Genomic DNA, 17,548 nt, shown 5'->3' on the forward strand with positions numbered 1-17,548 from the left:
CGTCATGCCGCTTTCTTGACCTTGGCCGACTTGTTGTTGGCCGAGATGAAGCTGCGGATTTCCGGGTAGACCATCTCGCGCCAGCGGCGACCAGCAAAGATGCCGTAGTGGCCGGCGCCTTCCACGGTGTAGTGCTTCTGGCGCGACGCAGGGATGCCGGAGCACAGGTCGTGGGCCGCTTCGGTCTGGCCAGCGCCGGAGATGTCGTCCAGTTCGCCTTCCACGGTCAGCAATGCGGTGGTTTTGATGTCGGCAGGTTTCACCAGTTCGGGCTCGCCCTTGGGATTGCGGACCTCCCAGGTGCCGTTCACCAAGGCGAAATCCTGGAACACGATCCGGATGGTGTCCAGATAGTATTCAGCCGGCATGTCCAGCACGGCGTTGTACTCGTCGTAGAACACGCGGTGGGCTTCAGCACTGTCGTCGTCGCCCCGCATCAAGTCCAGGAAGTAGTCGTAGTGCGACTCGCGGTGGCGATCGGGATTCATGGCCACGAAACCGGTGTGCTGCAAGAACCCCGGATACACGCGGCGGGTGGCGCCTGGGTAGTTGGGCGGCACGCGGTAGATCACATTGGTTTCGAACCATTCGAAACTCTTGTTCATGGCCAGGTTGTTGACGGCCGTGGGCGATTTGCGGGCGTCGATGGGGCCACCCATCATGGTCATTGTCAAAGGGGTGGTTTCGCCACGGCTGGCCATCAGCGAAACGGCGGCCAGCACCGGTACCGTAGGCTGGCACACGGAAATCACGTGGACCTCGGGGCCCACGGCGCGGATGAACTCCTGCACGTAGTTGACGTAGTCGTCCAGATGGAAAGCGCCTTCGTCGATCGGCACCATGCGCGCGTCGATCCAGTCGGTGATATAGACCTTGTGGTCTTGCAGCAGGGTTTTGACGGTGTCGCGCAGCAGGGTGGAATGGTGGCCCGACAGCGGCGCCACGACCAACACGGAAGGCTGGTCACGCATGGTGCCCAGCAGCTTGGCGTTGTCGGTGAAACGTTTGAAGCGCAGCAAGCGGCAGAAGGGCTTGGCCACGACCACCTGCTCCTGGATCACCACATCGGTGCCAGACACGGTCACCTTGTTGATGCCGAACTCGGGCTTCTCGTATTCCTTGGTGAGGCGGTGCACCAAATCGAAGCCTGCGGACACCCGCTGAGCCTGAGGCATCTGGGCAAAAGGGGACAAAGGGTTGCTGTACAGCTTGGATGCGGCACTGGCGAACTCGGAGAACGGGCTGATCCAGGCGCGGTTGGTTTCGTAAATTTGATAGAGCATGGGCGACCTCAGTTGTGCAATTCGGGCCTGTTTATCGCTACCTCGAAACAACGCACCTTTTGGGCGCATTGTGCGGTGCAGCATAGACGACTTTGATCATCTTTGCACCGTGTGGGCCTTTCCAAGAAGCGCAACAACTGCACGTCCACCCCGCAATTCCGGGGGGCATGCACCCCCTTGATGAGGGATGACCTGGAAAAACCGCGTGATAAATTTGGTTACACCCAGGGGAGCAACTCCATGATCCACCGATTTCCGCGCGTTTCGCACGCCTGCACAGCACTGCTGCTAGGCACTTTGGGCCTGTTGCCCGCCACCAGCCATGCCGGTTTCTTCGACGACCTGTTCAAGTTGTTCGGAGGCGGCGGCACCACCACCACGCCTGGTACCACCACGCCCACCACCGGCACCATCCCGACCGATGCTGCCACCAAAGGCACCTTCGGCCCGGTGGCCAACTGGCCGATCATCCCCATCCACGTCGTGCTGCTCCCCGATGGTCGCGTCATGAGTTATGGCTCGGACACCAAGGGCGTGCAGACCGGCCAGTTCAATTACGACGTCTGGGATCCCAGCAAGGGCACCGGCACCGATGCGCACCTGCTGTTGCCCAACACCACTGGCACCGACATCTTCTGCAGCGCGCAGGTCATCGTGCCCTCCAGCGGCGCGGTGCTGTTGACGGGCGGCGACCGCACGGTCAAGAACGTGCGCAACTACTCCGCCGACGACGTCAACTTCTTCGACTACCGCTACAACGCCATGTACGCCGCGCCGCAGCGCATGAGCTACCTGCGTTGGTACCCCACCGTGGTGACCTTGTCCAACGGCAAGATCCTGGTGTTGGGCGGCCGCATCGACCCGAACACGCCTGCGCCCACGCCCGAGCTGTATTCCGATGGCGAAGGCTGGACCACCTTGAGTGGCGCCACCAGCGACGATGCCTACGGCACCCGCAACTGGAGCTACCCTCGCGCCTACCAAGCCCCCAATGGCAAGGTCTTCGTGACCACCATCTGGGGCGGTACCTACTACGTGGACGCCTCCGGCAATGGTTCCGTGGCTGCCACTCCCCTCAAATTGGCCGTCAGCGATTACTACCTGCCCAGCGTGATGTACGCGCCCGGCAAGATCCTGTCCTTCCGCAAGTACAACAAGGCCGTGAGCATCGACATCAACGGCGCCACGCCCACGGCCACCACGGTCACGGGCGTGGGCCAGGACCGCTACCACGGCTCGGCCACGGTGCTGGCCAACGGGCAGGTGCTGGTCAATGGTGGCTCGATGGTGGACAACGTCGCCAATGGCGTGGCCTACCAGGCCAAGATCTGGAACCCGGCCACCAAGGCCTGGACCTTGGCGGCCACGGCCAGCAAGATGCGCCTGTACCACTCGGTCTCGCTGCTGCTGCCCGACGCCACGGTGTTGACGGGCGGTGGTGGCGCCCCCGGCCCGGCCACCAACCTGAACGCCGAGATCTACACACCGCCTTACCTGTACAGCGGCACGTCGATGGCGGTGCGCCCAGTCATCCAGACTGCACCCACGACCACCACCTGGGGCGCCAACTTCACGGCCACGGTGAACTCGACCGGCGTCAGCCGCGTGACCTTCATCAAGACAGGCTCAGTCACCCACACGCTCGATTTCGACCAGCGCTTCATGGACCTGGGCTACACGGTGTCGGGCAACACGCTGACGATCCAGGCGCCAAGCTCTTCCAATGCCGCGCCGCCGGGCTACTACATGCTGTTCGTCTTCAACTCAGCGGGCGTGCCTTCGGTGGCCAAGATCGTCAAATTGGGTTGATCGGCCCGCACCGGTTTCAGCCGGGCAAACAAAAGGGGCCGTGAGGCCCCTTTCTTTGTCAATGCGGCGATCAAACGCTTTACAGCACGGCCTTGATGGCGGCCGCCACGGCCTTGATGTTGCCGTTGTTCAGCGCGGCCACGCAGATGCGGCCCGAGTCCACGCCATAGATACCGAACTCCGAACGCAGGCGCTGCATTTGCGTGGCGTTCAGGCCCGAGTAGCTGAACATGCCCTTCTGGCGGGTGATGAAGCTCAGGTCATCGGCCACGCCAGCGGCCTTCAGCTCACTGACCAGCGCGCCGCGCATCAGCTTGATGCGGTCGCGCATGGCGGCCAACTCTTCTTCCCACATCGTGCGCAGAGCAGGCGTGGTCAGCACGGTGGCCACCACTTGCGCGCCGTGCGTGGGCGGGTTGGAGTAGTTGGTGCGGATCACACGTTTGAGCTGGCTCAGCACGCGGGCGGCTTCCTCGGCCGATTCGCTGACGATGCTCAGGGCGCCGACGCGCTCACCGTACAGCGAGAAGCTCTTGGAGAAGCTGGTCGACACAAAGATGTTCAGGCCGGCGTCCAGGAACTTGATGACGACCTTGCCGTCCTCGGCGATGCCGTTGCCAAAGCCTTGGTAGGCCATGTCCAGGAAAGGTACCAGGCCACGGTCCTTGACAGCGGCGATGATCTGCTCCCACTGGCTGTCTTCGAGGTCATAGCCAGTCGGGTTGTGGCAGCACGCGTGCAGCACGATGATGGTGCCGGGTTCGGCGGCCTTCAAGGTGGACAGCAGGCCGTCGAAGTTGACGCCCTTTTTGTCGGCGTCGTAGTAGGGGTAGGTGCCCACTTTGAACCCGGCGCTCTCGAACAGGGCGCGGTGGTTTTCCCAGCTGGGATCAGAGATCAAGACCTGCGCATCAGGGTTCAGTCGCTTGAGGAAATCGGCGCCCAGCTTCAGCCCGCCCGTGCCGCCAATGGCTTGCGCGGTCGAAATGCGGCCGGCCTTGACGGCGGCGTGCTCCGCGCCAAACACCAATGCTTGCACGGCCTTGTCGTAGGCGGCGATGCCTTCGATGGGCAGGTAGCCCCGGGCCTTGGGCGTTTCCTGCATTTGCTGCTCGGCGGCGGCCACACATTTCAGCAGGGGCAGCTTGCCCTGGTCGTCGGTGTACACGCCCACGCCCAGGTTCACCTTGGCGGGATTGGGGTCGGCGTTGAATTGTTCGTTCAGGCCCAGGATCGGGTCCCGGGGAGCCATTTCAACGGTGGCGAATAGCGAGGCCATGCAAGCAGTCCTTGATCGGTTGGGATAAGCTGAAACCAGTACACACCACGAGGCTCGACGCGTTCGACGACTCGGGCAAACCCATTATTTTATCGACCTGCGCCCTCCATGTCAGATCTGATTGATATTTCTCTTGCCGCCCAGGCGCCCAAAGACGTGGGCGACACTGGGCAAACCGGCCAATTCGTGAGTTTTCCCGACTCGCCGTTCCAGCTCTATCAACCCTATCCGCCAGCGGGTGATCAGCCCGCGGCCATCGACCTGCTGTGCGAAGGCGTGCAAGACGGCCTGGCCTACCAGACCCTGCTGGGCGTGACCGGCTCGGGCAAAACCTTCACCATGGCCAATGTGATTGCCCGGCAGGGGCGCCCGGCCATTGTGTTCGCGCCCAACAAGACCCTGGCAGCACAGTTGTACGCCGAGTTCCGCGAGTTTTTCCCCAAGAACGCGGTGGAGTACTTCGTCAGCTACTACGACTACTACCAGCCCGAGGCCTATGTGCCGCAGCGCGACCTGTTCATTGAGAAGGACAGCGCCATCAACGAGGCCATCGAGCAGATGCGTTTGAGCGCCACCAAGAGCCTGCTGGAGCGCCGTGACGTGGTCATCGTGGCCACTGTGTCGGCCATCTACGGCATCGGCAAGCCCGAGGACTACACGCAGATGCGTTTCATCGTCCGCACGGGCGAAAAGATGGGGCAGCGCGACATCATCGCGCAGCTCATCCGCATGCAGTACAAGCGCAATGACGTGGAGTTCACGCGAGGGACCTTCCGCGTGCGGGGCGACACCATCGACATCTTCCCGGCCGAGCACAGCGAACTGGCGCTGAGGCTGGAGTTGTTCGACGACGAGGTCGAATCGCTGTCCTTGCTGGACCCGCTGACCGGGCGCATTCGGCAGAAGATCCCGCGCTTCGTGGTCTACCCCTCCAGCCACTATGTGACGCCGCGCGCCCAGGTCTTGAGCGCCATCGAAGGCATCAAGCACGAGTTGAACGAGCGCGTGAAAGAGCTGGTTGGCAGCGGCAAGCTGGTCGAGGCCCAACGAGTCGAACAGCGCACACGCTTCGATCTGGAAATGCTGCAGGAGATCGGCCACTGCAAGGGCATCGAGAACTACACGCGCCATTTGTCCGGCGCCAATCCCGGTGATCCGCCATCGACCCTGGTGGACTACATGCCAGCCGATTCGCTGATGTTCCTGGACGAGAGTCACGTGATGATCGGCCAGCTGGGTGCCATGTACAACGGCGACCGCTCGCGCAAGACCACGCTGGTGGAATACGGCTTCCGGCTGCCTTCGGCCTTGGACAACCGCCCCCTGAAGTTTGAGGAGTTCGAACGCAAGATGCGTCAGGTGGTGTTCGTCTCGGCCACCCCGGCCGATTATGAGAAGCAGCACACCGGGCAGGTGGTCGAGCAGGTGGTGCGCCCCACCGGCCTGATTGATCCGGTGGTGGAGGTGCGCCCCGCCGTGCACCAGGTCGATGATGTGCTGCAAGAGATCCGCATCCGGGTCGAGAAGAACGAACGCGTGTTGATCACCACGCTCACCAAGCGCATGTCCGAGCAGCTCACCGACTACCTCGCTGACAATGGCGTGAAGGTGCGATACCTGCACTCCGACATCGACACGGTCGAGCGCGTGGAAATATTGCGCGACCTGCGCCTGGGCACCTTCGACGTGCTGGTGGGCATCAACCTGCTGCGCGAAGGGTTGGACATCCCCGAAGTGTCACTGGTCGCCATCCTCGATGCCGACAAGGAAGGTTTTTTGCGTTCGGAACGCAGCTTGATCCAGACCATTGGCCGGGCGGCTCGCAACCAGAATGGCCATGCCATCTTGTACGCTGACAAGATCACCGAGTCCATGCGCAAGGCCATGGGCGAGACCGAGCGGCGGCGCAACAAACAGATCGCGCACAACGAGCTGTACGGCATCACGCCCAAGACCATCAACAAGCGGGTCAAGGACATGATCGATGGGGTGATGTCCAACGCGGCCAAGGATGATCTGCGTGCCGCTGAAGCATTGACGGCATCCATGGCCGATGCGCCCGCCTTGAACGAGAAAGACCTGGGCAAGCGCATCAAGCAGCTGGAAAAGCAGATGCTGGAGCACGCGCGCAACCTGGAGTTCGAGAAGGCGGCTCGTTTGAGAGACCAGTTGGGCTTGCTCAAGGAACAAGCCTTTGGCGCGGTGGTCAGCGATCACATTGTGCCGATTCAGGCCGGGCAGCAAGGGTAGTTCCGGGCGTCAGCGGCGGCGCCAGCTCGGTGCGGTCACGCCCTTGGGCTTTGGCGCGGTACAAGGCCTGGTCGGCCCGTTCCAGCACCTGCGCGATCGTGTCCTGGTGGCTCCAGGTGGCCACGCCACATGAAAAGCGCACGCGCAGGTCCACGGCGCCTTGGCTCATCCGGGTCGAGCGCAGTGTTTCCCGCAAGCGCGCCATGGCGATCTGGGCCTGGTTGGCCGCTTCGGTTTCCGGCATCAGCACCAGGAACTCCTCGCCACCCCAACGGCCAATGGCATCGGTTTCGCGCAGCACGGCACTGCCTTGGAGCGCGAAGTTCACCAGCACCTCGTCGCCCACCGCGTGGCCATGCGTGTCGTTGATGATCTTGAAGTGATCCAGGTCGATCAGGGCCACTGAAAAGTGGTGCCCATTCAGCAGCGCACGCTGCGCTTCCGCCTCCAGGCGTTCTTGCATGTGGGCCCGGTTGTGCAGGCCGGTCAGGCCATCGTGGAGGGTGATGCGGCGCAGTGCCTCGGCCGCGGCGGCCAATGATTTCTTTTCATTGAAGGCGCGCTCACGCATCAACCCGAAGCTGCGCGATTGAAACGTCATCATCACCAGCACGAAGCAGGACGCCGAAATCTTCAAGGCCTCGGCACGCAGATCCACATCGGGCAATCTCATCATGGCCATGGCGACCCACGCGCTGACCAGCATGGCGGTGGTCAGCCCGCCGGTCCAGGCGGCCACCTTGGGGCGCAAGCTCAAGAAGCCGAACACCTGGATCAGGCACAGCGTCTGGAAAGCGGCGGAGCGCACCATCGGCGCCACTGCGTAGCCAATGATCATCGCGCCGCTGGCCCACAAGATCTGAGGGGCCACCAGGCCCGGGTCTGCCCAGGTGCGCGTGATGCCACTGCGCACCAGTGGGTAGAACACGCACAGCGCCAGGGTGATGTAGCCCAAGAAGAAGTGCGCGACTGCGGGGGAAATCAACTGCCTCGGCACGGCGTAGGCCAGCAAAACGGCGAGCCAGCACACATAAATCACCACCGACACCAGACACAGGCCCAACCGGGCCTTCATGCGGGGGTCTTGGCCCACCACCAGATCAGACAACCACCGGGCCATCATGCGCTGGCCGCCATGACCTGATCACGGCCACCCCGTTTGGCTTGGTACAGGGCCCGGTCGGCCCGCTCCAGGGTATGGGTCACGTTCAAATCTCCCGCATGCAGGCAGGCCCCGCCCGACAGCGTCACGCTCAAGCCCTCGGCGTGCTGGCCCCAGTCGTGTTCACCAACGGCACGGCGCACGGCTTCCAGCGTTTCCATGGCCGCCGGCAGGGGCGTTTCGGGCATCAGCAGCAGGAACTCCTCGCCACCCCAACGGGCCAGTGCATGCGTCGGCCCCACGGCGCCCTGAGCCAGGCGTGAGACCTCGCGGAGCACCACATCACCAATGGCGTGGCCATGCTGGTCGTTCACACGTTTGAAAAAATCGATGTCCAGGATCGCCACGCAGAATGGGCGGTGGCAGCGGTGGCTGCGCCGCACCTCCTCGTCCAGCAAGGTCTGGAAATGGCGTCGGTTGAATAATTTGGTCAACCCATCGCGGATCGACAAGGCATTCAGTTGCGTCACCGTGCGCTCCAATTCCAGCTGTTGTTGTTTGCGGTGCTGGTTGACCCCTTGCCCGATCTGCGTGACCGCCAACAGCACGCACAGCGTGAGGCTGGCCATGGCCACGTTGACGAACTCGGTGCCCATGTCGATGGACGACGGCGCGAACTCCAGAATGAGCAGCACGGTGGCCACCAGCATGGCATAAGCGCTGGCCGCCGCCAGCCGGATCTGCGCTTTGCTCAGGCGCCGCATGTCGAACAGGATGGTCAGGCACAGCCACTGCAGGGCCAAGCCCCGCGCCATGGGGATCAGCGCATAGGCCAGCGTCACCATGCTCGCGTTGAACAGCACACGCTGAAAGGCCAGCGACGGATCCTGGGCCAGCCTGGCGCTCATGCCGCTGCGCACCAGTGTGTAAAACACAGCGATGCCCACCGCGTTGTAGCCAATCACCAGCTTGGATTGCCAAGGCGCCACATAGCCCATGCCGGTGCAGGCCACCAGCAGCATGGTGATGAACGCGTAACTGGGCAGGGTCAGCACAATGCGCCGCACACCGTCCTGCACTGGCCCGAGCGGGCCCATGATCAGTCGCGCGAATGCGGATCCTGGTGGTGCGTCAAACAAGACGGGCTGTGTGGGATACATCGGGCCTGGCCAATCGGGGCCCCACGGCCCCTGCGTCCATATCGGCCGTTTTGCGCGCACATTGAGCGTCCTGGCTGGTGCAAGGGCCATCAAAGAGCGCGACAATCCCAATCCGTTGACTGCATTTTTCGCCCACTGTGTCCCTTGAGAATGCTTCTTTGACTGCCTCGCCCAGCGGCCCCAAGCTGCGTGTTCTGATGGTCTGCATGGGCAATATTTGTCGTTCGCCCACCGCCGAGGCGGTGCTGCGCCAAAAGCTCGCGCAGACCGGCCTGGGTGCTTTGGTTGAAGTCGATTCCGCAGGCACGCTGGGCTCGCACGCGGGCAGCCCGCCCGATGACCGCAGCCAGGCCCATGCCCTGCGGCGGGGTTACAAGCTCAACCACCTGCGGGCACGCAAGGTGCAGCAAAGTGATTTCCATCAGTTCGACTTGATCCTGGCCATGGACTGGGACAACCTGGCGGCATTGCAAAAAAATTGTCCAGGTGTGGAAGCCCAAAGCAAGCTGCGGCGCCTGACCGAATTCATCCCGGCGCGTTCACCTTTGCTGGGCAGTGAAGTGGTGGGCGACCCGTATTACGGCGGTCCGGAAGGCTTCGAGGCGGTGCTGGATTTGATCGAAGCTGCTTGTGAAGGCTTGGTTGACCATTTGCACCAAAGGCTCCGCGCCATGGCGGCCCGTGCATAGCTAAAAGCGATCGGGCTCATTGGCGAAAACCAAGGGATTTCCCTCGCCATTGGTTGACTAAATTAGTGGGTTTCTCTATAATTGACTCATTCACTCGGGATTGACCACGCCCCGAGCCGACCGGTTATCCCCGGTTGGTTTCATTTCTGGTTTACCCTGCCCAGGACTGAGGCGTCGAGATTCTGACCACAAGGAGAAGAGCCATGCGTTTGACCACCAAAGGGCGTTTTGCCGTCACCGCCATGATCGATCTGGCCCTGCGCGAGCACACGGGCCCCGTTGCACTGGCTGCGATCAGCCAGCGGCAGCAGATTTCCCTGTCCTACCTTGAGCAACTGTTTGGCAAGCTGCGCCGCCACGAGCTGGTCGAAAGCACCCGTGGCCCGGGCGGCGGTTATTCGTTGGGCCGCAAGGCCGAAGACATCACCGTGGCCGACATCATCGTGGCCGTCGATGAGCCGATTGACGCCACTGGTTGCGGCGGCAAGGAAAACTGCATGGGCGCCGACGATGGCGGCCGTTGCATGACCCACGATCTGTGGACCAGCCTGAACAACAAGATGATCGAGTACCTCGATTCCATCAGCCTGCGCAAGTTGGTCGAAGACCAGCTGGCCAAGGGCGTGTCGATTGAAGCGCAGCCCATCAAGCGCGCCATCTCGACGCAACCCGTGGTCAAGCCGATCAAGATCACGGCCCCCAATTCGGTGTTCGCCCTGGGGTCAACGCTCGCGAAATAAGTCGCCGGGCGATAATCGCAGGCTTTTTTTGATGTACCTGCGGCCCCGGTCTGCGATTGCAGATCCGTGGGCGGCACAGTTGAGTTCCCAAGAGTCCCCACTATGGACATGACCCCGCACTTCCCGATCTACATGGACTACGGCGCCACCACCCCGGTGGACCCGCGCGTCGTGGACGCCATGATCCCTTGGCTGCGCGAGCGCTTCGGCAACCCCGCCTCACGCACCCATGCCTATGGCTGGGATGCGGAAGAAGCGGTTGAAAACGCCCGCAAGCAGGTCGCTGACCTGATCGGCGCCGACCCGCGCGAGATCGTGTGGACCTCGGGCGCCACCGAGTCCAACAACCTGGCCATCAAGGGCGCAGCGCACTTCTACCAAAGCCGCGGCAAGCACATCATCACGGTCAAGACCGAGCACAAGGCCGTGCTCGATACCTTCCGCGAGCTGGAGCGCCAAGGCTTCGAGGCCACTTACCTCGATGTCGAAGAAAACGGCCTGCTCGATTTCGAGAAGTTCAAGGCCGCGATCCGTCCCGACACCATCCTGGCTTCGGTCATGTTCGTGAACAACGAGATCGGCGTCATCCAGGACATCACCGCACTGGGCAACCTGTGCCGCGAAAAAGGCGTGATCTTCCACGTGGATGCCGCGCAAGCCACGGGCAAGGTCGACATCGACATGGCCAAGTTGCCGGTTGATCTGTTGAGCCTGGCCTCGCACAAGACCTACGGCCCCAAGGGCATTGGTGCGCTGTATGTGCGCCGCAAGCCGCGCGTGCGCCTGGAAGCGCAAATGCACGGTGGCGGCCACGAGCGCGGTATGCGTTCGGGCACCTTGCCCACGCACCAGATCGTGGGCATGGGCGAAGCCTTCCGCATCGCCAAAGAAGAAATGCACACCGAGGGTCCGCGCATCCAGGCCTTGCAGCAGCGTTTGCTCAAGGGCCTGCAAGACATCGAGCAGATCTTCATCAACGGCGATGTTGAACACCGCGTGCCGCACAACCTGAACATCTCCTTCAACTACGTTGAGGGTGAGTCGCTGATCATGGGCATCAAGGGCATCGCCGTGTCGTCGGGCTCGGCCTGCACCTCGGCCAGCCTGGAGCCCAGCTATGTGCTGCGCGCCCTGGGCCGCAGCGACGAGCTGGCGCACAGCTCGTTGCGCATGACCATCGGCCGCTTTACCACCGAAGAAGAAATCGATTACGCCGTGTCGACCTTGAAGGAACGCGTGGCCAAGCTGCGCGAACTGTCTCCCCTGTGGGACATGTTCAAAGACGGCATCGACATCAGCACTATTCAGTGGGCGGCGCACTGACTTCGCGTCAACGCGCTACGCTCACACCGTTCTTGGAGTACTACCATGGCATACAGCGACAAGGTCATTGACCACTACGAAAATCCCCGCAACGTGGGCGCCTTCGACAAGGGCGACGAATCCGTGGGCACCGGCATGGTCGGCGCCCCCGCTTGCGGCGACGTGATGAAGCTGCAGATCAAGGTCAACCCGCAAACCGGCGTGATCGAAGACGCGCGCTTCAAGACCTATGGCTGCGGTTCGGCCATCGCGTCCAGTTCTCTGGTCACCGAATGGGTGCGCGGCAAGACGTTGGACGAAGCGCTCACCATCAAGAACACGCAAATCGCTGAAGAGCTGGCTTTGCCTCCGGTCAAGATCCACTGTTCCATCTTGGCCGAAGATGCGATCAAAGCCGCCGTGAACGACTACAAGGCCAAAAATGCAGCCTGATCAAGCCACCGCCAGCACCGCCTCCGGGTCGTGCACCAGCGGCCCCGGAAATGGGCCCTTGCCCGAGCTGGCCTCCGATGCGCAGGCGGGTGCTCAAGGCATGTCGGTCTCGCTGACCGAAGCGGCCGCGCGCCACATCAACCGCTACCTGGGCCGCCGCGGCAAGGGCGTGGGTGTGCGCCTGGGCGTCAAGACCACGGGCTGTTCGGGCCTGGCCTACAAGATCGAGTTCGCCGATGAGGTCGCCCCGGAAGACATCGTCTTCGAGAACCAGGGCGTCAAGATCCTGGTCGATCCCAAAAGCCTGCCTTACATTGATGGCACCGAGCTGGACTTCGCCCGCGAAGGCCTGAACGAAGGTTTCAAGTTCAACAACCCGAAAGAGCGGGACCGTTGCGGTTGCGGCGAGTCCTTCCGCGTCTGACATGTCCTTCGCCTTGGCCGCAACCCCACCCTGTGGTGGGGTTTTGCTTTGTGAATTGAGCTCATCGCGATGAACCTGGACGCCGACGATTTCACCTTGTTGGGTTTGCCCCATGCCTTCGCCCTGGACCGTGCCCTGCTCGACGCGCAGTGGAAGGCCCTGCAGGCCAAGGTCCACCCTGATCGCTTCGCGGCCGAGGGTGGCGCCGCACAGCGCGTGGCCATGCAGTGGGCGGTGCGCGTCAACGAGGCCTACCAGCGCCTGAAAGACCCGCTCAAACGCGCGGCCTACCTGTGCGAGTTGGCCGGCGTGCCGGTGCAAAGCGAAAGCAACACCGCGATGCCATCCGACTTCCTGATCCAGCAGATGGAATGGCGTGAAGCCCTGGAAGAGGCGGGTTCGGCCGAGGACGTGCAGGCGCTGGAGGCCCAGGTCAGCGGCCAACGTCAAGCGCGTCTGGGCAGGATCACCCAATTGCTGGATGCCCAGTCCAACCCCACGCAAGCCGCGCTGGAAGTGCGTGCCCTGATGTTCATCGATCGCCTGAGCGATGAGATCAACCTGCGATTAGAACGATACGAAGACGGCCTCTGAGCCGCGCACCCATGGCCTTGTTGCAAATCTCCGAACCTGGGCAGTCGCCCGACCCTCACCAGCGGCGCATCGCTGTGGGCATTGATTTGGGCACGACCCATTCGCTGGTGGCCTCCGTGCGCAGTGGGGTGGCCGAATGCCTGCCCGATGAGCAAGGCCGCGTCATCCTGCCTTCGGCCGTGCGCTACCTGCTCGACACGCAAGGCAAGACGCGCCGCGCGATCGGCTTCGATGCCCTGGCCCAGCAGGCTGAAGATCCACAAAACACCATCGTGTCGGTCAAGCGGTTCATGGGCCGCCAGTTGGCCGACCTGGCCGATGCCAAGAGCCTGCCGTACCAGTTTGAAGACCAGCCCGGCATGGTGGGCGTGGTCACCGTGGCGGGCGTCAAGTCGCCCGTCGAGGTGTCGGCCGAGATCCTGGCCACCTTGCGCCAGCGCGCTGAAGACACCTTCAACGATGACCTGTTCGGTGCCGTCATCACGGTGCCCGCCTACTTCGACGACGCCCAACGCCAGGCCACCAAGGACGCGGCGCAGATGGCCGGCTTGAACGTGTTGCGCCTGTTGAACGAGCCCACGGCGGCCGCCATCGCCTATGGCCTGGACAATCGCTCTGAAGGCCTCTACGCCATCTACGACCTGGGCGGCGGCACCTTTGACATCTCGCTGCTGCAACTCAGCCGCGGCGTGTTCGAGGTCGTGGCCACTGGCGGCGATTCGGCCCTGGGCGGCGACGACATCGACCATGCCTTGGCCGAAGCCGCCCTGATGGACGCAAAAATGGAGGCCATCACGCCGCAAGACAAGCGCGCCGTGCTGGTGGCTGCGCGCGCGGTCAAGGAGAAGCTGTCCACCGATGGCCATGCGCACCTGTCGTGCAAGTTGTCGGGCGGCATGCTGTCGGTCAGCATCACCCGTGAGCGCCTGCAAGAGCTGTCCAAGCCATTGATTGACCGCACCTTGGTCGCAGTCAAACGTGTGCTGCGCGATGCCAAGGTCAAGCCTGATGTAGTCAAGGGCGTGGTCATGGTGGGCGGTTCCACGCGCATGCCCGCGGTGCGCGATGCGGTGGGCGCATTTTTTGGCCAACCCCCTCTGACCGACCTGAACCCTGACGAAGTGGTGGCCCTGGGCGCCGGCATCCAGGCCAATCAACTGGCCGGCAACAACGACAAGGGCGACCACCTCTTGCTGGATGTGCTGCCCCTGTCGCTGGGCCTGGAAACCATGGGTGGTCTGGTCGAGCGCATCATTCCGCGCAACACGCCCATCCCTTGCGCCCTGGCACAAGACTTCACCACCTTCAAAGACGGGCAAACAGCCCTGGCCGTGCACGTGCTGCAAGGCGAGCGCGAGCAGGTCGAGCATTGCCGCTCTCTGGCGCGCTTTGAGCTGCGGGGCATCCCACCCATGGCCGCTGGCGCTGCGCGCATCCGCGTGACCTTCCAGGTGGATGCCGATGGTTTGCTCAGCGTCACCGCGCGTGAGCAGCATTCAGGCGTCGAGGCCTCGGTGGTCGTCAAGCCCAGCTATGGCTTGAGCGACGACCAGGTGGCCAGCATGCTGCGTGAAGGTTTCACCACGGCCGAGGCCGACATGAAGGACCGCTCGCTGCGCGAAGCGCGCGTCGAGGCCGAGCGCATGCTCGAAGCCACCCGCACCGCCTTGGCGGCCGATGGCGACCTGCTCAACGCCGAGCAACGCGCCGAGATCGATGCCCTCATGGGCAAGGTCGGCCAGCGTTGCGACTGGGGTGATCTGGAGGCCCTGGAGGCCGCCACCAAGGCCCTGGCCCAAGGCACCGAAGCCTTCGCTGCCCAACGCATGAATCGCGGCATCCGCCAGGCCTTGGCCGGCCGCACCATCGACCAAGTTTGACCTGACGCCGCCATGCCCATCATCAAGATCCTGCCCCATGCCGAGTTGTGCCCCCAAGGCGCCAGCATCACTGCAGCGCCCGGCACCTCGGTGTGCGAGGCCCTGCTCGAGAACAACATCGCCATCGAACACGCCTGCGACATGAGCGCAGCCTGCACCACCTGCCACGTCATCGTGCGCGAGGGCTTCAACAGCCTGAACGAGATGGACGAGACCGAGGAGGACCTGCTCGACCGCGCCTGGGGCCTGGAGCCCAACTCGCGCCTGAGCTGCCAGGCCATCGTGGCGAGCAAGGACCTGGTCGTGGACATCCCCAAGTACACGATCAACCACGCGCGCGAGAACCACTGACCATGCCCCGCCGGCCGCAGAGCGCCTGGCCTGTGCTGCCGCAACTGCGGCGCCGTTGGCTGCTGGGTGCCCTGTTGGCCGGCGGCATGTTGGGTTGGTTGGCCCGTGCTGATGCCGTGGGCACGACCCGGACCGCCCAGCGCACGAGGGTAGGTCGTCGCCCGGAGCAGTCGACCATGCCTGTGGCCTTGTCACCCTTCATCGATCACCTGATTCCCGCCGATGATGTCAGCCCCGCCGCTTCGGCCTTGGGCGTGGCACAGCAGGTCTGGAGCGAGGCTGGGAGCACGCTCGAAGGACAGATATTGGTTGAGCGGGTGTGCCAATGGCTTGATCGGTATGGCGAGGGCTTTGCATCGTTGGATCACAGTGAGCGTGAGGTCCTGGTGCGCTGGATGTCGCAAGCACCCTGGGAGTCGCCGCAGCGCCGGTTTTTCCATTTGATCCGTGAGCAGGCCTTCACGCACTACTACACCCAAGCTGCCGCGCTGAATGGCTTTCCGTTTGACCGGCCTCCGCAGCCCATGGGCTTTGCGCTGGACTAGCGGGCATGGCCGCCAACTTTGATGCCATCGTGGTGGGGGCCGGGGCAGGCGGGGCGGCTGCAGCCTGGCGCCTGACGCAGAAGGGTGCCCGCGTGCTGGTGCTGGAGGCGGGCCCCTGGTTTGATCCGGACAAGGACTACGGATTGACCAAGCCTGATTGGGAGGCGCGCTATTTTCCCAGCAAGCCTGGCAGCTCCGGGCGCCATGCTTACGGCACCATGCAGAAGCTGGATCCGCAATGGGACGATCTGCGCAGTTGGCACCACGAAACCGGCCGCCTGGTGCAGACCGAGCACCGGGCCATCCGTGGTGGTTACAGCCATGTGCGCGGCGTGGGGGGCAGCACTTTGCATTACGTGGGAGAGGCTCACCGGCTTAACCCACATGCCATGAAACTGCGCAGCCAGCATGGTGTGGGCGCCGACTGGCCTTTCGACTACGCTGAACTGGAACCCTATTACGCGGAGGCCGAACGGCTCATCGGTGTGGCCGGCCCGACAGACGCGGGTGACCGTTGGCGCAGCGAGCCTTATCCTTTGCCTGCGCATCCGCTGTGCCATGCTTCGCGCACTTTGGCCTCGGCCGCGCACAGCCTGGGGCAACGCTGGATGCCCAACGCCCGCGCGGCGCTCTCGGAGGCCTACGATGGGCGACCGCCTTGCAATTACTGCGGCGGTTGCTCACGCGGTTGCCCGCGTCGTGACAAAGGTTCTGTCGATCAGACCTTCATCCGCCATGCCTTGCAATCTGGGCGCTGCGAGGTGCGGGCCCGCTGCACGGTGCTGGAGCTGCAACATGCCCGGCAACGTGTGGTGACGGCCGTGCGCTATGTGGATGCCCAGGGCCGCCAACACACGGAACGTGCTGGCCTGGTGGTGCTGGCTGCGGGCGCCATTGAAACGCCGCGGCTGCTGCTTGCCAACCGGTCGCGCATGGCGCCGCAGGGCATCGGCAACGACCATGGGCAAGTCGGCCGGCATTTTCTGGAAACTTTGCACTGGACATCGCTGGCGTTGCATCCGCAGCCCCAGTCCAGTTTTGCGGGTCTGCCGGCGGATGCCATCTGCTGGGACTTCAATCGCCCTGATGCGATACCTGGCGTCGTTGGCGGGGCACGTTTTTATTCAGCCACGCTGGACACCGGCCTGCAAGGCCCGGTCTCCTACGCCACGCGCATGCTCGAAGGGTGGGGTGTGGAGCACAAACGTCGCCTGCGTGAGACGGTGGGGCGGGGCCTGGCCGTGGGCGCGATTGGCGAAAGTCTGCCCAACCCCGGCTCCTTCATCGACCTGCACCCGACGCAACGCGATGCGCATGGCATGCCCCTGGCTCGCATCCAATCCCAGGTCGACGAGATGGCCTGCCTGCGCTTGCGTTTCATGGCGCAGACCTGCCGCGCCGTTCTCAAGGCCGCCGGCTGCGGTGAACTGCGCCAGGAATTGGGCAGCTATGACGATTTCAGCAGCACCCATGTTTTTGGCACATGCCGCATGGGCGAATCACCAGCCATCAGCGTGACCAATGATCTAGCGCAAATTCATGGCTGGGCTGGCTTACTAATATGTGACGGAAGCACGTTTCCCAGCTCTGGAGGAGGGGAGTCGCCGTCACTCACCATCCAAGCGGTGGCACTGAGATCGATCGACAGAGTTCTCCAGGCGGGTTGATTTTTCAACTGTCAGGAGAG

16 protein-coding genes are annotated in these 17,548 nt (G+C 63.2%); 12 read left to right on the forward strand and 4 right to left on the reverse strand.

What is annotated here, in order from left to right; genetic code table 11:
* Nucleotides 1-2: 2 nt before the first annotated feature.
* Nucleotides 3-1,283, reverse strand: a complete 1,281-nt coding sequence (locus tag LQ232_RS03660; protein ID WP_230179020.1) for a polyhydroxyalkanoate depolymerase — start codon at nt 1,281-1,283, stop codon at nt 3-5.
* A gap of 240 nt (nt 1,284-1,523) precedes the next feature.
* On the opposite strand from LQ232_RS03660, the gene LQ232_RS03665 reads away from it, so the two are divergent.
* The gene (locus tag LQ232_RS03665; protein WP_230179021.1) at nt 1,524-3,092 is read left to right on the forward strand and encodes a glyoxal oxidase; all 1,569 of its coding nucleotides are present in this window, start codon (nt 1,524-1,526) and stop codon (nt 3,090-3,092) included.
* 79 nt (nt 3,093-3,171) lie between these two features.
* Here LQ232_RS03665 and LQ232_RS03670 read toward each other — a convergent pair whose 3' ends face one another.
* Nucleotides 3,172-4,371 (reverse strand): amino acid aminotransferase, encoded by a 1,200-nt coding sequence (locus LQ232_RS03670; RefSeq protein WP_230179022.1) that lies wholly within the window; start codon nt 4,369-4,371, stop codon nt 3,172-3,174.
* A gap of 108 nt (nt 4,372-4,479) precedes the next feature.
* On the opposite strand from LQ232_RS03670, the gene uvrB reads away from it, so the two are divergent.
* Nucleotides 4,480-6,621, forward strand: coding sequence for an excinuclease ABC subunit UvrB (gene uvrB, locus LQ232_RS03675; RefSeq protein WP_230179023.1), 2,142 nt, complete (start codon nt 4,480-4,482; stop codon nt 6,619-6,621).
* On the opposite strand, the gene LQ232_RS03680 is transcribed toward uvrB, so the two are convergent.
* Together LQ232_RS03680 and LQ232_RS03685 are read right to left on the reverse strand one after the other, a co-directional pair.
* On the reverse strand, nt 6,578-7,744 hold the full coding sequence (locus LQ232_RS03680; protein WP_230179024.1) for a GGDEF domain-containing protein: 1,167 nt from the start codon (nt 7,742-7,744) through the stop codon (nt 6,578-6,580). The two genes, uvrB and LQ232_RS03680, sit on opposite strands and share 44 nt — an antisense overlap.
* A complete protein-coding gene (locus tag LQ232_RS03685; RefSeq protein WP_230179025.1) occupies nt 7,741-8,820 on the reverse strand; it encodes a GGDEF domain-containing protein in 1,080 nt (359 codons plus the stop codon). Before LQ232_RS03685 ends, LQ232_RS03680 begins: the two co-directional genes overlap by 4 nt.
* A gap of 221 nt (nt 8,821-9,041) precedes the next feature.
* On the opposite strand from LQ232_RS03685, the gene LQ232_RS03690 reads away from it, so the two are divergent.
* The 10 genes from LQ232_RS03690 to LQ232_RS03735 all read left to right on the forward strand — a co-directional run bounded on the left by LQ232_RS03690 (nt 9,042) and on the right by LQ232_RS03735 (nt 17,528).
* On the forward strand, nt 9,042-9,572 hold the full coding sequence (locus LQ232_RS03690; RefSeq protein ID WP_371820082.1) for a low molecular weight protein-tyrosine-phosphatase: 531 nt from the start codon (nt 9,042-9,044) through the stop codon (nt 9,570-9,572).
* A gap of 203 nt (nt 9,573-9,775) precedes the next feature.
* Nucleotides 9,776-10,312, forward strand: coding sequence for a Fe-S cluster assembly transcriptional regulator IscR (iscR, locus tag LQ232_RS03695; protein WP_230179026.1), 537 nt, complete (start codon nt 9,776-9,778; stop codon nt 10,310-10,312).
* Between the two features lie 102 nt (nt 10,313-10,414).
* Nucleotides 10,415-11,635: an IscS subfamily cysteine desulfurase gene (locus LQ232_RS03700; protein ID WP_230179027.1), complete on the forward strand. Its 1,221-nt coding sequence runs from the start codon at nt 10,415-10,417 to the stop codon at nt 11,633-11,635.
* 45 nt (nt 11,636-11,680) lie between these two features.
* On the forward strand, nt 11,681-12,067 hold the full coding sequence (gene iscU / locus LQ232_RS03705) for a Fe-S cluster assembly scaffold IscU (protein ID WP_230179028.1): 387 nt from the start codon (nt 11,681-11,683) through the stop codon (nt 12,065-12,067).
* A 100-nt stretch (nt 12,068-12,167) separates the two neighbouring features.
* A complete protein-coding gene (iscA, locus tag LQ232_RS03710) occupies nt 12,168-12,491 on the forward strand; it encodes an iron-sulfur cluster assembly protein IscA (RefSeq protein WP_230179720.1) in 324 nt (107 codons plus the stop codon).
* Between the two features lie 69 nt (nt 12,492-12,560).
* Entirely contained in the window at nt 12,561-13,085 is a 525-nt protein-coding gene (gene hscB, locus LQ232_RS03715) for a Fe-S protein assembly co-chaperone HscB (RefSeq protein ID WP_230179029.1), read from the forward strand.
* An 11-nt stretch (nt 13,086-13,096) separates the two neighbouring features.
* Nucleotides 13,097-14,965 (forward strand): Fe-S protein assembly chaperone HscA, encoded by a 1,869-nt coding sequence (gene hscA, locus LQ232_RS03720; protein WP_230179030.1) that lies wholly within the window; start codon nt 13,097-13,099, stop codon nt 14,963-14,965.
* Nucleotides 14,966-14,977: 12 nt separating this feature from the next.
* Nucleotides 14,978-15,316: an ISC system 2Fe-2S type ferredoxin gene (gene fdx / locus LQ232_RS03725; protein WP_230179031.1), complete on the forward strand. Its 339-nt coding sequence runs from the start codon at nt 14,978-14,980 to the stop codon at nt 15,314-15,316.
* A 2-nt stretch (nt 15,317-15,318) separates the two neighbouring features.
* The gene (locus LQ232_RS03730) at nt 15,319-15,861 is read left to right on the forward strand and encodes a gluconate 2-dehydrogenase subunit 3 family protein (RefSeq protein WP_230179032.1); all 543 of its coding nucleotides are present in this window, start codon (nt 15,319-15,321) and stop codon (nt 15,859-15,861) included.
* 5 nt (nt 15,862-15,866) lie between these two features.
* A complete protein-coding gene (locus tag LQ232_RS03735; protein ID WP_230179033.1) occupies nt 15,867-17,528 on the forward strand; it encodes a GMC family oxidoreductase in 1,662 nt (553 codons plus the stop codon).
* The last annotated feature ends 20 nt before the right edge of the window (nt 17,529-17,548 follow it).

It is taken from the genome of Aquabacterium sp. CECT 9606, assembly GCF_918741295.1.
Classification (GTDB): domain Bacteria; phylum Pseudomonadota; class Gammaproteobacteria; order Burkholderiales; family Burkholderiaceae_C; genus Aquabacterium.